Raw genomic sequence first — 13,376 nt, forward strand, 5'->3', positions numbered from 1 at the left:
CTCATGCCCCCGGTCCTCCGCGCCCGCGCCGGTCACCGCCCGTCAACGCCCTTCAGCTCCAGCAGCCGCGCCATCCCGGTCCGCAACGCCTCCGCGTCCCGCGCCCAGCCCGTCACCACCGTGCCGTCGACGAGCCGGATCGGCACCGCCTCCGCGCCCTTGGGCACGTCCCAGCCGCCACCCAGCACCTTGACCCCCGCCCGGGGCTCGACGCCCTCGACCGACTCGACGTCCCCGATCGCCAACTCCTCCCGCCCCTGGTGCAGCGCGGCCGGCGTCAGGCGCACGGCGTGCAGCCGCCGCCGGCCCTGCACCCACAGCAAGGTCGGCAGGAGCAGGCCCAGCGCGACGACCGACCACAGCAGCGGCCGGAACAGGCCGGTCAGCCCTTCGACGCCCACTCCGAGCAGGGCGAACACCGGGCCCCACAGCAGTGGCCACCAGGACGCGCCGGGCTCGGCGTACAGCGTGGGCTGATCCACTACCCGAGGTTCCCCGCGAAGTAGTGCCGGGTGCCCGGCAGGAAGCTGCACGCCGCCGCCGCCGCGGGCAGCACCAGCCGCGCCACGATCACCACCCACGACAGCGCCTCGGCGCCGCCGTCCCGGCCCGCGACGATCGCCGCGGCCAGCGCGAGGACGCCGATCACCATGGAGCCGCCGACCAGGGCGAGCCGCGCCTGGTAGCTGCCGCCCAGGAACGCCACCGCGCCCACCACTCCGCAGATGCCGAGGCAGCCCGTGAAGAACAACGTCATCACCGTGCCGAACCCGTCGAAGCCGTCCTCGGCCAGCGTCCGCAGCACCGTGCCCGCGGGCCACGACAGCGCCGCCAGCAACCAGAGCACGAACGCCGCCATGACCGCGGGAGGCCTGACCGCGGCCGTGGTGAACTGGTCGACGCTCCGCATCTGGCCGGGGAACTGCGGGCCGGGGTACTGCGCGCCGGGGTACTGCGGCGGGAGCTGACCCGGGTACGACGGCCGCGGTCCGGCCTGCGGGTGGTCCACCGGGCGCATGGACTGCCCGTACGGGTCGAAGGGCTGCCCGCCTTGCTGCTCCGGCCCAGGTGGCTGCTGTCCGAAAGGGGGCTGCTGTCCGAAGGGCGGCTGGGTCATCTCGTCACCGGCCCCTGGTGGGCGGGGCGTGAACTCGCAGGGCGAGGCGAACGGGTCCGTTCGGACATGGCATCTCCGCAGGGTTCAGTGCTGCTTCACCCACTGTGCCGTACCGGGGAGCCAGGTGAGGGCCAAACCCACGGCGATCAGCACCAGCGTCACCAGGTTCACCGCGCTCGCGCCCGGCAGCACGATCCACAGGACGTGCAGCACGGCCACCCCCGTGAGCACCCCGCGGGACCAGCGCCTGCCCAGCTTCAGCAGCCAGCCGAACAAGCCGTAACCGAGGGCGAAGCCGATCGCGACGATGGTCAACTGCGTCAGGAGCCCGGTCACGTTCGCCGGGTCGTGCCCGGCGCGGGCCGCCGACGCCTCCAACTCGCCGCGCTGCCACCACAGGTAGATGTTGGTCAGCAGGCCGAACGCGCCCAGCGCGAACCACACGCCGACCGCGCCGCGCACGACCGCCGGCGGCTGCCCGGTCACTCTCTGTCCTTGGCCGCGTCGAAGTACGCCTTCGAGGCGGGCAGGTACATCGTCACCACGGCCGCCGCGACGAGCAGCGCGATGACCAGGCTGAACTCGGGCATGGCGAGGAACATGGCGTACAGCAGCACGAACGGGACCATCACGACCAGCGCGGTCCGCGTCCAGCTGCGCCCGGTCCGGCTCTTGAGCACGAAGAAGACGAGCAGCCCGGACAGGATCGCCGCACCGAGCAGGACGATCGTGAGGAGGCTGTTCACCGACGCCTGGAGCTGGTCCTCGGTGAGGTTCTGGTCCCGGGTGGCCTCGCGGAAGTTCTCGACCAACCCGTCGCGCTGGGTCAGCAGCACCAGGCCGGACAGGAGGAGGAGCGCGGCGGCCGACATCCACAGCCAGAAGGACAGCTTCACTTCCCTGGGCCGCGTCGACGCGGGCTGCGCGGACGAGTCGGCCCCGCTCCCTGGTGGCGGGTGCTCGGGGTCCTGAGGGGTCGTCACGCCGGGCAACGCTAGGGCGGGCCTGGTGTGCTGTCCACCATGACAGGCGGTGGACAGCACACCTGTTACTTCAGGTCAGCTCGCCTTGAAGTAGTAGTTCGAGTCGGACTTGTACATGAAGACGATGGCGCCGATGACCGCGACCAGCGACACCAGCACGAACAGCGCCGAGATGACGCCGAAGGCGCCCAGCGACAGCAGGATGCCGATGACCGCGAGGCTCAGCAGGTTGCCGATGATGGACAGGCCACCCAGCACGGTCAGCAGGATCCGGGCCCAGTTGGCGCCCTTGCGCATCTGCATCACGACCACGATCCACAGCAGGGCGAAGATCAGGCTGACGATCGTCGTGCCGGAGCTCGACTCCACGCCCGTCTGGCGCTCGATGTCCCCGGCGATGAGGAAGCTGATCAGGTTGCTCAGGATGCCGATACCAGCCGCGACCAGCCACAGCATGAACGCGGTGTCGACGGACTTCGGACGCTGGGGCGCGCGGAGCTCGCTCTCGTTCAGCGGCGGCGCGGCCGGGGGGTAGCCGGGCTGCTGGGGCTGGCCGCCACCCTGCTGCGGGTAGCCGGGCTGCTGCTGCGGGTAACCGGGCTGCTGGGGCTGCCCGCCCTGGTTGTAGCCGCCCTGGTTGTAAGGGTCGTTCGGATTGGTCATGCGACGGACGGTAGGCGGGGCACGGCACTCCGTCGACCGGAAATCACAATCCGTTAGCTACCTGTGGTGGATCGACGCTGACCGAACGCACTGATCGGAAGTACCCGGAAACTGATGGCCGGTACATCAGCACGATGACCGCCGCGTCGATCACCGTCGTGATCCCGCTCAGCACCAGGACCAGCGGGCTCACCGTGAAGTCGGCCGCCGCCATGCCGCCCGACGCCACCGCGAGCAGCTGCAGCGTGCCGAAGGCGACACCGATGCCCGCGAGCACGGTCACCACGACCCGCGCCCAGTTCCGCCCCCACGCCATCCGGTTCGCCAGCACCGCGTAGACCAGCACGAACGCCATCGTCAGCAGCAGCCCGAAGCCGATCGCGCCGGTCATCGCCGCGTCCAGCTCGTCCTGGCTGAACGTCATCCCGCGCTGCACCAGGTCCTCGCGCAGCATCCTGATCAGCATCTCGCGGTCCCCGAGCTGGTACAGGAAGCGGCCCCCGCCGATCACGGCGCTGAGGATGAACAGCCACCGCGCCAGGTCGATCGGCTTGGGCGGGGTCGGCTTGGGCGTCTTGACGCGCTTGGGTCGGCTCGGCGTGGTCATTCCCGGTCCAGCCAAGCGGCGGCTTCCACGGCCCAGTACGTGAGCACGACGTCGGCGCCCGCACGGCGGATCGACGTCAGCATCTCCAGCACGGTCCGCTCGCGGTCGATCCAGCCGTTGCGGGCCGCGGCCTCGACCATCGCGTACTCACCGGAGATCTGGTACGCGGCCACCGGGACGTCCGACATCTCCGCGACGGCCTTGAGGACGTCCAGGTACGGCAGCGCGGGCTTGACCATGACCATGTCGGCGCCCTCGGCGAGGTCGAGCGCGACTTCGCGGAGCGCTTCACGGGCGTTCGCCGGGTCCTGCTGGTAGGTCTTGCGGTCGCCCTGGAGCTGCGACTCGACCGCCTCGCGGAACGGGCCGTACAGCGCGGACGCGTACTTGGCGCTGTAGGCGAGGATGCCGGTGTCGGTGAGCCCGGCCTCGTCCAGCGCGGTGCGGATGAACCCGATCTGGCCGTCCATCATCCCGCTGGGACCGACCACGTGGGCGCCGGCCCGCGCCTGGGCCACGGCCATCTCGCCGTAGACCTCCAACGTGGCGTCGTTGTCCACCGCGCCGTCCGGCGTGAGCACGCCGCAGTGGCCGTGGTCGGTGAACTCGTCCAGGCAGCAGTCGGACATGAGGACGGTGGCGTCGCCGAGTTCGTGGCGCAGGTCGCGCAGGGCGGCGTTGAGGATGCCGTCCGGGTCGGTCGCGCCGGAGCCGACCGCGTCCCGTTCGGCGGGCACGCCGAACAGCATCAGCCCGCCCACACCGGCCTGCACCGCCTCGACCGCCGCTTTGCGCAGCGACTCGCGGGTGTGCTGGACCACGCCCGGCATGCTCTTGATCTCGACCGGCGCGTCGGCGCCTTCCTTGACGAACATGGGCAGCACGAGCTGGCGGGGGCGCACGGTCGTCTCGGCGACCAGGCGGCGCATGGCCGGCGTGGTGCGGAGCCGGCGGGGGCGGTGGGCTGGGAACACGGCGGCACTCCCTGGAACGAGGTCGGGGCCACCACGAAGGCGACCCCGACTCACTTCGAGCTTCTTACGAGCGGCGCAAGCGCTTGGTCTTGCGCGGTGGCGGCAGAGCGCCTTCGGCCCGCAGCCTCGCGGCGTGCTGGGCCAGGGCGTCCACCAGGGCCGGGACGTTGGCGTCCTCCGGCTGCACGTCGACCCGGAGGCCGAACTCGCGTGCCGTCTCCGCCGTCTGCGGGCCGATGCACGCCACCAGCGTGCGCGCGTGCGGCTTGCCCGCGATGCCGACCAGGTTCCGGACCGTGGACGACGAGGTGAAGCACACCGCGTCGAACCCGCCGGACTTGATCATCTCGCGGGTGTCCGCGGGCGGCGGGGCGGCCCGGACGGTCCGGTAGGCCGTCACGTCGTCGATCTCCCAGCCCCGTTCGCGCAGGCCGGCCGCCAGGGTCTCGGTGGCGATGTCCGCTCGCGGGAGCAGGACACGATCCACCGGGTCCAGTATGTCGTCGTACGGCGGGAAGTCGGCCAGCAAGCCCTCGGAGGACTGCTCGCCGCTGGGCACCAGCTCGGGGATGATCCCGAACGAGCGCACCTTCGCCGCCGTCGACTCGCCGACGCAGGCGATCTTCACGCCGGAGAACGCGCGGGCGTCCAGGCCGAACTCGCGGAACTTCTCCCACACGGCGCGGACGGCGTTGGTCGAGGTGAAGACGACCCACTGGTAGCGGCCGTCGACCAGGCCCTTCACCGAGCGCTCCATCTGCGCCGGGCTGCGCGGCGGCTCGACCGAGATGGTCGGGACCTCCACCGGGATGGCGCCGTGCGAGTGCAGCCGGTCGCTCATCGCGCCCGCCTGCTCCTTGGTGCGCGGCACCAGGACCCGCCAGCCGTAGAGGGCTCGCGACTCCCACCAGGAGAGCTTCGCGCGACCGGCGACGGCGGCGCCGACCGTGACGACCAGCGGGCCGCCCAGGTCGCCGGCGTCGGCGGCCAGCGAGGCCAGCGTGGTGTCGACCGTGCGCTGGCCGAAGCCGGTGCCGTCGCAGGTCACCGCGACCGGGGTCTGCGGCGCCAGGCCGTGCTCCACCAGGGAGGACGCGGCCTCGGCCAGGTGACCGCCGGTGGCGTGGAGCACGAGCGTGCCGGGCGCGGAGGCCAGGCCCGCCCACTCGACCACGCCGCGGACGTCGGCTTCGGTGTGCACCGCGCCCAACGCCACTCCGGCGTAGGCGGGCACGGCGGTGCCGGCGGGCACGCCCGGCACCACGTCGAACGCGATCGTGGTGCGGGAGACGGCCTGCGCCTCCTTCACCACCGAGTCCAGCGTCAGCGGGTCGCCGGCCACGAGGCGGACCACGGCGTGGCCGTTCTTCGCCTCGGCGACCAGGTCCTTCGCCACGTCGGCGGGGTCGCCCACGGCGGGTCGGACCTCGACGCCGTCGGGTACCAGCGCCACCACCTCGGCCGGGACGTCCGGGTCCGTGACCACGAGCTCCGCCTTGTGGAGCAGGTCACGGGCACGGACCGTGAGCAGCCCGGTGTCGCCCGGACCTGAGCCGACGAAAGCGACTCGGCCGGGGGTCTTGCGTGCGCGGGTCATCAGGGCACTCCCCATCAACTACGCCCCGCCGGCGACGCGGTGGCGTGGCCGGAGAGGTCGAGCAACTCGGCGGCCAGCGCGCGGCCGAGTTCCTCTGCTGCGGTCAAGTCACCGGTGGCGGACGCACGGAGGAGGTCTCCATCCTCCGTCGCCATGACCCCGCGCAGCGACAGCCGGAGAACGACTCGCGTCGACCCGTCCGCGTCTTCAGCGAGGTCTTCCACCACATCGGCCAGTGCGCCGACCGGCGCGCTGCAACCAGCTTCGAGCGCGGCCAACAAAGCGCGCTCGGCGGCGACAGCGGCCCTACTGGCCGAATCGTCCAGAGTGGACTGGAGGAGGTGCTCGGTGTCGACGTCGTCGACCCGGCACTCCACCGCGAGGGCGCCCTGTGCGGGCGCGGGGAGCATTTGGATGGGCTCCAGGGTCTCGGTGATCTCGGCGGTGCGGCCGAGGCGGGCCAGTCCGGCGCGGGCCAGGACGACGGCGTCCAGCTCACCGTCGGCGACCTTGCGGATCCGGGTGTCGACGTTGCCCCGGATCGGGACCACCTCGATGCCCAGGCCAAGTGCTTCGAGCTGCGCGGCGCGGCGCGGCGAGCCGGTGCCCACCTTCGAACCGGTCGGCAGCTCGCCCAGGGTCAGGTTGTCCCGGGCGACCAGCGCGTCGCGCGGGTCCTCGCGGGGCGGTACGGCGGCCGGCGACAGGCGCGGGTCGCGGGCGGTGGGCAGGTCCTTGTACGAGTGCACGGCGACGTCGATCTCACCGTTGGCGAGCGCGTCGCGCAGCGCCGAGGTGAACACCCCGATGCCGATCTCGGCGACGGGTGCGGACGAGCGGTCGCCGGGTGTGGAGATCGTGACGATCTCCACGTCCGCGCCTGCCTCGCGCAGCGCGTCGGCCACGTGGCCGGTCTGCGCGAGCGCCAGGGCGCTGCCGCGGGTGCCGATCCTCAGGGTGCGGTTCACCGCTTCTCACCTTTGGGTTGCGTCGAATGGGGGGTGCTGACGGCGGACGGCGCCTGCGGGTCGAGCCCGAACAGCTCGCGCAGCGCCTCGGCGTAACCGGCGCCGCCGGGCGCCGCGGCCAGCTCCTTCACCCGCACCGTGGGGGCGTGCAGGAGCTTGTCCACCACCCGGCGCACGGTCTTGGTCAGCTCGTCGCGGACCGCGCCGTCCAGCTCGGGCAGCCGCGAGTCGAGCCGCAACAGCTCGGCGTCCACGACCTCGGCGGCCCGCTTGCGCAGTGCCGTGACGGTCGGCGTGACCTCGGCCGAGCGCTGCCCGGCCAGGTAGGCGCGGACCTCCTCGGCCACGATCTCCGCCGCGCGCAGCGTGCCCTGCCCGGTCGGGGCGTCGGACAGCCTGCGCTGAAGGGTTTCCAGGTCGACCACGCGGACGCCGTCGAGCAGCGCCGCCGCCTGGTCCACGTCCTTGGGCAGGCCGAGGTCGCAGACGACCAGCGGCCGGTGGGGCTCGCGTTCGCCGATCAGCTCGGCGCCGATGACCGTGCCGACCGCGCCGGTGCAGGCGAAGAGCACGTCCGCCTCGGCGATCTCGTCGGCCAGGTCTTCGAGGCCGGTGGACGTGGCGTCGACGCCGTCCGCGCGCAGTGCCGTGGCCAGGCGTTCGCCGTTGGCGGCGGTGCGGTTGGCGATGACGACCTCGCCGATGCCGGCCCGGCGCAGGTGCGCGGCGGCCAGGCCGCCCATCGAGCCGGCGCCGACGATCAGCGCCTTGCGACCGTCGAGGCCCGCCCTGCCGCCGGAGGCACGTCGCAGCACGTCGTCCGCGTCCCTCAGCGCCTCGGAGACGACGGACGCGCCGGCGTGGTCGATGTCGGTCTCGGTGTGCACCCGCTTGCCGACCCGCAGCGCGTGCTGGATCAGCTCGTGCAGCGTGCGGCCGACCACGCCCGCCTCGTCGGCGGCGTTGTACGAGCTGCGCAGCTGGCCGAGGATCTGTGCCTCGCCGACCACCATCGAGTCCAGGCCGCCGGCCACCGAGAACAGGTGCTCGACCGCGGCGGCCGAGTAGTGCACGTACAGGTGTTCGAACAGCTCGGCCGGTTCGGCGCCGGCCTGGTGGGCCAGCACCTCGACGACCTCGTTCATGCCGCCGTGGAACGTCTCGACGACCGCGTACACCTCGACCCGGTTGCAGGTCGACAGGAGCACCGCCTCGGACACGCTCGGCGCCGCCAGCAGCTGGTCGAGGACCTTGCGGCGGTCGGCGTCGGCCACCGCGACGCGCTCCAGCACGGGAACCGGGGTGGTCCGGTGGGACAGCCCGACGACAAGGATGCTCATGCCGTCACCACCGATCGGCTCACTACCCGCACGATCACGGGCGAATCACCACCCCGTCCACACCGATGCCGTTGACCACGTCGCCGGCGGCCTCGTCAGCCCGTCGCGCCACGTGGAACGACAGGATCTGCATTTCGACCGCCAGGTCGACCTTGCGCACTTCGACGTAGTCCGGCACTTGGAGCACGACGGGTGCGAAGTTCAGGATGCACTGGACTCCGGCGGATACCAAACGGTCGCAGACCGCCTGAGCTGCCTGCGGCGGTGTCGCGATGACCCCGATCGACACCTCGCGTTCCGCGCAGACCGTCGTGATCTCGTCGATGTGGTTGACGGGTATGCCGCCTACCGGCACTCCCGTCAGATCCGGGTCGACGTCGAACAGCGCGGCGACCGGGAAGCCGCGGCTCGGGAAGCCGCCGTAGTTCGCCAGCGCGTGACCAAGATTACCGATGCCGACGACGGCCACGGAGTGCTTGCGGGTGAGGCCGAGGATCCGCTCGATGTGGCCCACCAGCACCTCGACGTCGTAGCCGACGCCGCGCGTGCCGTACGAGCCGATGTAGGAGAGGTCCTTGCGGAGCTTCGCCGAGTTCACCCCGGCCGCACCGGCCAGTTCCTCGCTGGAGATGGTCGTCACGCCCTGCTCGACCATGCCGGAGAGGACGCGGAGGTAGACCGCGAGCCGCGCCACCGCCGCCTCGGGGATCGCGCGTGCCCGCTCCCGGACGTCGACGGGCGCTTCCGTGCCGGCCTCCCCCGGGCGAGCCTCCCCTGGGCGAGCCTCTCCCGGGCGGGTCACGACACCGTCACCCTCGCCCCGCTGAGCCGCCACGCTGGTACTCCTCGACATCCGTCGCACTGACCCGCCGGGCACCTTCACCAGCGGTGTGATTCACCCACCGTACCGCTTGTGAACGCTTGCACAAAGTTGATGGCCGGACCCCTGCCTGCTTCGTCGCCGGATACGGGGCCACGTCTCACCTTGGGGTGAACCGGGGCGGTCCGGGCGTGTCAGCCCACCGTGAAGAAGACCGAGTGCCACCCGGTCGCGCCGTCCGGCAGGGAGTCGACGCGTGCCTGTGGCTGGGTCGAACCGGCCTTGTCGGTGGCACGGGACTCGATCGTGTGACCGCCTGCCGGGAGGTCCAGCTCGATCCGCCACATCCGCCAGGTCGAGTCGCTGACGTCGGCGGACAGCGTCGCCGTCTGCCACGGCCCGTTGTCGACCCGCACCTCCACCCGGGCCACGCCGACGGGCTGGGCCCACGCCACGCCGGTCGCCACGACCCGGCCGGACACCGTCGACCGGCGCCCGGGGCGGTCGATCCGGGACATCACCTTGACCGGCGCCTCCCGCGCCCACTGGCGCTCCAGCCAGTACGCCCGCCGGGCGGCGAACGTGGTCAGCTCCAGGTCGACGACCCACTTCGTGGCCGAGACGTAGCCGTACAGGCCGGGCACGACCAGCCTGGCCGGGAACCCGTGCTCCACCGGCAGCGGCTCGCCGTTCATGGCCAGCGCGATCAGCGCGCCCCGGTCCGGCTCCAGCACCGCGGCGGTCGGCGTGCCCGCCGTCCAGCCGTCCACGCTGGTGGAGAACAGCTGGTCCGCGTCCGGGCGCACGCCCGCCTCCACCAGCACGTCGCGCAGCGGCACGCCGACGAAGTTCGCGGTGGAGACGTACCGACCGCCGACCTCGTTGGACACGCAGACCAGCGTGACCGTTCGCTCCACCAGGTCACGCCGACGCAGGTCGTCGTAGTCGAGGGTCAGCTCGCGGTCGACCATGCCGTGCACGCGCAGCGACCAGTCCTCGGCGCGCACCCTCGGCACGCTCAGCGCCGTGTCGATCCGGTAGAAGTCCTCGTTCGGCGTGATGAACGGGGGCGTGCCCTCGGCGGCGAAGTCGGCGTCCGCCGGGATGGCAGGCGCGGGTGCGGCGGGCTTGATCTCGCCGACCGCCCGCCGGGACGCCTCCACGTCCACCCGGCCGCCGATCAGCTGACCGGTCAGGCCCGCGAGCCCGGCGCCGACCGCCGTGGCACCCGACGCGACGAGGAACGTGCGCCTGCCCTCGACGGTCGGGGCGGACGACCTGGCGTGCAGCCACCGGAACACCGCGACGCCCGCCACCAGGCTCGCGACCGGCGCCAGGACGCCGAGCCGGCCCAGGTCGGGCCGGTACAGCACCGCGACGGCGCCGAGCAGGCCGACCACCACCGCCATGCCGAGCAGCAGGACGAGCTTGTCGGCGGTGCCGAACGCGCGGATCGCGAAGTCCTTCACCGCGCTCGGCGTGAAGTCGATCGCGGTGTTGCCGACGGCGAGGAACGGTGAGGCCGACGGCCCGACCAGCCCCGCGACGAGGTGCCCGGCGGCGAGCGCGGCGGCCACGCCGAGGATTCCGACGAGGGCGGCGGTCCAGCGGTTCATGCCCCCATTCGACACCCGCCACCGCCCCGCGCGCCGAATCCGTAAGCGCCCGGTAATCGCCGTCGAGCCGGGTCAGCGCAGGGCGGCCCGCAGGCGGTCCTCCTCGACGGACCAGTAGCCGTGCTCCTCGCCGTCGACCAGGATCACGGGCACCCGGTCGCCGTACTCGGCGCGCAGCTCGCGGTCCGCGTCGACGTCCTGGACGTCCCACGGCACGCCCAGCTCGCCGCAGATCCGTTCCAGGTCGGTTTTGGCCTGCTCACAGGCGTGGCAGTCGACCCGGCTCATCAAGGTGACGTGGTGGCTCACGCCGTTCAGGCTAGGGGTTGCCGCAGCCGCGACCGCGCCAGCTTCCCGGTGGGCGAGTGCGGCAGGGTGGTGGCGAACTCGACCACCGTCGGCACCTTGAACTTCGCCAGCCGCGCGGCGCAGTGGTCCTTCACCGCGTCCTCGGTCAGCTCGACGCCCTCGGCCGGCACCACGACGACCTTGACCGCCTCGCCGGTCCGCTCGTCCGGCACGCCGACCGCCGCGGCCTCGGCCACCCCGTCCAGCTCGGTCAGCACGTGCTCGACCTCGTGCGGGTAGACGTTGAAGCCGTTGACGATGATCAGGTCGTTGGCCCGGTCCACCAGGTGCAGGTCGCCGTCCTCGTCCAGGTAGCCGACGTCGCCGGTGCGGAACCAGCCCTCCGCGTCCGGGCCGTGCGCGCCGTCCGGCCAGTACCCGCTGAACAGGTTGTCGCCCCTGGCCGCGACCAGACCGGTGCCCGGCTCGTCCTCGTCCTGGTCGAGCGGACGGCCGTCGGTGTCGACCAGCCGCACCTCCACGCCCGGCAGCGCCCGGCCGACCGACCCGCCCTTGGGCACGCCGCCGGCCAGCGTCGTGGTCAGCACCGGGCCGGTCTCGGTCAGCCCGTAGCCCTCGTAGACGGGCAGGCCGACGGCCTCGCGCATGGTGTCCAGCAGGCCGGCGGCCAGCGGCGCGGCGCCGGAGGTGAACAGGCGGACCGTGGCCAGGTCGTCGCGCAGCCGCTCCACCGGCTTGGCCAGCATCGCCGAGTACATCGGCGGCACGCCGACCACGGTGGTCACCCGGTGCTCGCGGATCGCGGTCAGCGCGGCGTCCGGGTCGAACCGCTCCAGCAGCACGGCCGTCGCACCGGCGCCGGCGACCTGGAGCAGACCAGGGCCGAGCCCGTAGACGTGGAACAGCGGCAGCGCCAGCAGCACCCGGTCGCCCGGCGTCACCGGTGCGGGCCGCAGGGACGCGCACTGCCGGACGTTGGCGAGCAGCGCCCGGTGCGACAGCATCGCGCCGCGCGGCGTGCCGGACGTGCCGGAGGTGTAGCCGAGGACGGCGAGGTCCTCGCCGGAGCCGATGGCGGGGAACTCCTCGCCCGGCTCCATGGTCGGCGCGGCGAGCACCTCGACGTCCGCACCGCCGCCGTCGCCGACGAGCAGCTTCGCGCCGCTGTCCGCGACGAGTCGTTGCAGCTCACGGGTCGGCTGGCCCGGTCCGGCCGGCACCAGGACGGCGCCGGCGCGCAGCACGCCGAACACCGCGACGCAGTACGCCGCGCCGGCCGGCAGCCGGACGACGACCCGGTCACCGGGCTCCACGCCCGCCCGTGCCAGCCGGTGCGCCTCGCCGTCCACGGCCGCGTCGAACTCGGCCCAGGTGTGGGTGTTCGCGGCTCTCCGATCGCCGGAGGCCGTGACATCGACCAGTGCGACGTGCTTGGGTCCACGGTGCGCGGATGCGCGAACCAGGTCGGCGATGTTGCTTGCTGAAGTGGTCAACATGACCTCCTGGTGAACCACAGCGGATCTCCGCGCAGTCTGTCACGCGGGAGCGGCGTCACGCAGTGGCTCCGCCCCCGTCCCCGATTCGACCCCACTTGCCGCTACCTACTACGGAGTAACAACACGTATGCTGCCGGCACGGCGACCCTGTGGAGGTGCCGCGAGCCGATGACCGCACGGGCACGCGAGAACTCCGTCCGACCCATCAGGACGCTGCGCTCCAGGTGGAGTGCGGGAGGGCAGTCCAGCAAGATCGACAGCGTGGAGAGCGACGCGGCGACCGAGCCGTGGAACCTGGTCCGCGCCGCCCAGGGCGGCGACACGGACGCGTTCGGCGCGCTCTACGACCGGTACGTGGACGTGGTGTACCGGTACGTGCTCTTCCGCGTCGGCGACCGCACGCTCGCGGAGGACGTGACCAGCGAGACGTTCCTGCGCGCGCTGCGCAGCATCGGGTCGATCAGCTACCAGGGCCGCGACGTCGGCGCCTGGTTCGTCACGATCGCGCGAAACATCGTCTTCGACCACGTGAAGTCCAGCCGGTACCGGTTGGAGGTCACGACGGCCGAGCTGGCGGACAACCGCGAGGTCACGGACGGTCCCGAGCAGGAAGTCCTGACCGACGCCACCAACGCCGAACTGCTCCGCTGTGTCGCCCAACTGGGCGAAGACCAGCGCGAATGCATCACCCTCCGGTTCATCCAGGGGTTGTCCGTGGCGGAGACGGCGGCCAGGATGGGCCGCAACGAGGGCGCGATCAAGGCCCTGCAGCACCGAGCGGTGCGCCGCTTGGCCCAACTGCTGCCCACCTGGCTGCGGTGATCGCCATCGCACCGCTCGTCGCAGGCGTAACCCCGGGCGGCCCCGGGTCGTTACTCGGGGCAGG

15 protein-coding genes are annotated in these 13,376 nt (G+C 72.4%); 1 reads left to right on the forward strand and 14 read right to left on the reverse strand.

The window, feature by feature from the left end:
• Nucleotides 1-32: 32 nt before the first annotated feature.
• The 14 genes from ACRAKI_RS34350 to ACRAKI_RS34415 all read right to left on the reverse strand — a co-directional run bounded on the left by ACRAKI_RS34350 (nucleotide 33) and on the right by ACRAKI_RS34415 (nucleotide 12,490).
• Entirely contained in the window at nucleotides 33-482 is a 450-nt protein-coding gene (locus ACRAKI_RS34350) for a hypothetical protein (protein ID WP_447004618.1), read from the reverse strand.
• A complete protein-coding gene (locus ACRAKI_RS34355) occupies nucleotides 482-1,117 on the reverse strand; it encodes a hypothetical protein (protein WP_447004619.1) in 636 nt (211 codons plus the stop codon). The genes ACRAKI_RS34350 and ACRAKI_RS34355 overlap by 1 nt, the downstream gene beginning before the upstream one ends.
• 84 nt (nucleotides 1,118-1,201) lie before the next feature.
• Nucleotides 1,202-1,603, reverse strand: a complete 402-nt coding sequence (locus ACRAKI_RS34360) for a hypothetical protein (protein WP_447004620.1) — start codon at nucleotides 1,601-1,603, stop codon at nucleotides 1,202-1,204.
• Entirely contained in the window at nucleotides 1,600-2,100 is a 501-nt protein-coding gene (locus tag ACRAKI_RS34365) for a hypothetical protein (RefSeq protein WP_447004621.1), read from the reverse strand. The genes ACRAKI_RS34360 and ACRAKI_RS34365 overlap by 4 nt, the downstream gene beginning before the upstream one ends.
• Before the next feature lie 75 nt (nucleotides 2,101-2,175).
• Nucleotides 2,176-2,763 carry a hypothetical protein gene (locus ACRAKI_RS34370; protein ID WP_447004622.1) on the reverse strand — a complete coding sequence of 196 codons (588 nt, stop codon included), beginning with the start codon at nucleotides 2,761-2,763 and terminating at the stop codon, nucleotides 2,176-2,178.
• 43 nt (nucleotides 2,764-2,806) lie between these two features.
• Nucleotides 2,807-3,370: a hypothetical protein gene (locus ACRAKI_RS34375; RefSeq protein ID WP_447004623.1), complete on the reverse strand. Its 564-nt coding sequence runs from the start codon at nucleotides 3,368-3,370 to the stop codon at nucleotides 2,807-2,809.
• The gene (hemB, locus tag ACRAKI_RS34380; RefSeq protein ID WP_447004624.1) at nucleotides 3,367-4,344 is read right to left on the reverse strand and encodes a porphobilinogen synthase; all 978 of its coding nucleotides are present in this window, start codon (nucleotides 4,342-4,344) and stop codon (nucleotides 3,367-3,369) included. The genes ACRAKI_RS34375 and hemB overlap by 4 nt, the downstream gene beginning before the upstream one ends.
• 64 nt (nucleotides 4,345-4,408) lie before the next feature.
• Nucleotides 4,409-5,941, reverse strand: coding sequence for a uroporphyrinogen-III synthase (locus ACRAKI_RS34385; RefSeq protein ID WP_447004625.1), 1,533 nt, complete (start codon nucleotides 5,939-5,941; stop codon nucleotides 4,409-4,411).
• Nucleotides 5,942-5,955: 14 nt separating this feature from the next.
• Entirely contained in the window at nucleotides 5,956-6,909 is a 954-nt protein-coding gene (hemC, locus tag ACRAKI_RS34390) for a hydroxymethylbilane synthase (RefSeq protein ID WP_447004626.1), read from the reverse strand.
• The gene (locus tag ACRAKI_RS34395) at nucleotides 6,906-8,249 is read right to left on the reverse strand and encodes a glutamyl-tRNA reductase (protein WP_447004627.1); all 1,344 of its coding nucleotides are present in this window, start codon (nucleotides 8,247-8,249) and stop codon (nucleotides 6,906-6,908) included. The genes hemC and ACRAKI_RS34395 overlap by 4 nt, the downstream gene beginning before the upstream one ends.
• A 34-nt stretch (nucleotides 8,250-8,283) precedes the next feature.
• Nucleotides 8,284-9,084: a redox-sensing transcriptional repressor Rex gene (locus tag ACRAKI_RS34400; RefSeq protein WP_447004628.1), complete on the reverse strand. Its 801-nt coding sequence runs from the start codon at nucleotides 9,082-9,084 to the stop codon at nucleotides 8,284-8,286.
• Between the two features lie 179 nt (nucleotides 9,085-9,263).
• Nucleotides 9,264-10,685 carry a molybdopterin-dependent oxidoreductase gene (locus tag ACRAKI_RS34405; RefSeq protein WP_447004629.1) on the reverse strand — a complete coding sequence of 474 codons (1,422 nt, stop codon included), beginning with the start codon at nucleotides 10,683-10,685 and terminating at the stop codon, nucleotides 9,264-9,266.
• 72 nt (nucleotides 10,686-10,757) lie between these two features.
• Nucleotides 10,758-10,994 carry a glutaredoxin family protein gene (locus ACRAKI_RS34410; protein ID WP_447004630.1) on the reverse strand — a complete coding sequence of 79 codons (237 nt, stop codon included), beginning with the start codon at nucleotides 10,992-10,994 and terminating at the stop codon, nucleotides 10,758-10,760.
• Nucleotides 10,995-10,999: 5 nt separating this feature from the next.
• Nucleotides 11,000-12,490 carry a class I adenylate-forming enzyme family protein gene (locus ACRAKI_RS34415; RefSeq protein WP_447004631.1) on the reverse strand — a complete coding sequence of 497 codons (1,491 nt, stop codon included), beginning with the start codon at nucleotides 12,488-12,490 and terminating at the stop codon, nucleotides 11,000-11,002.
• 168 nt (nucleotides 12,491-12,658) lie between these two features.
• Between ACRAKI_RS34415 and ACRAKI_RS34420 the strand changes: the two genes are divergently transcribed.
• A complete protein-coding gene (locus tag ACRAKI_RS34420; RefSeq protein ID WP_447004632.1) occupies nucleotides 12,659-13,312 on the forward strand; it encodes a sigma-70 family RNA polymerase sigma factor in 654 nt (217 codons plus the stop codon).
• The last annotated feature ends 64 nt before the right edge of the window (nucleotides 13,313-13,376 follow it).

This window comes from Saccharothrix isguenensis, assembly GCF_052936305.1.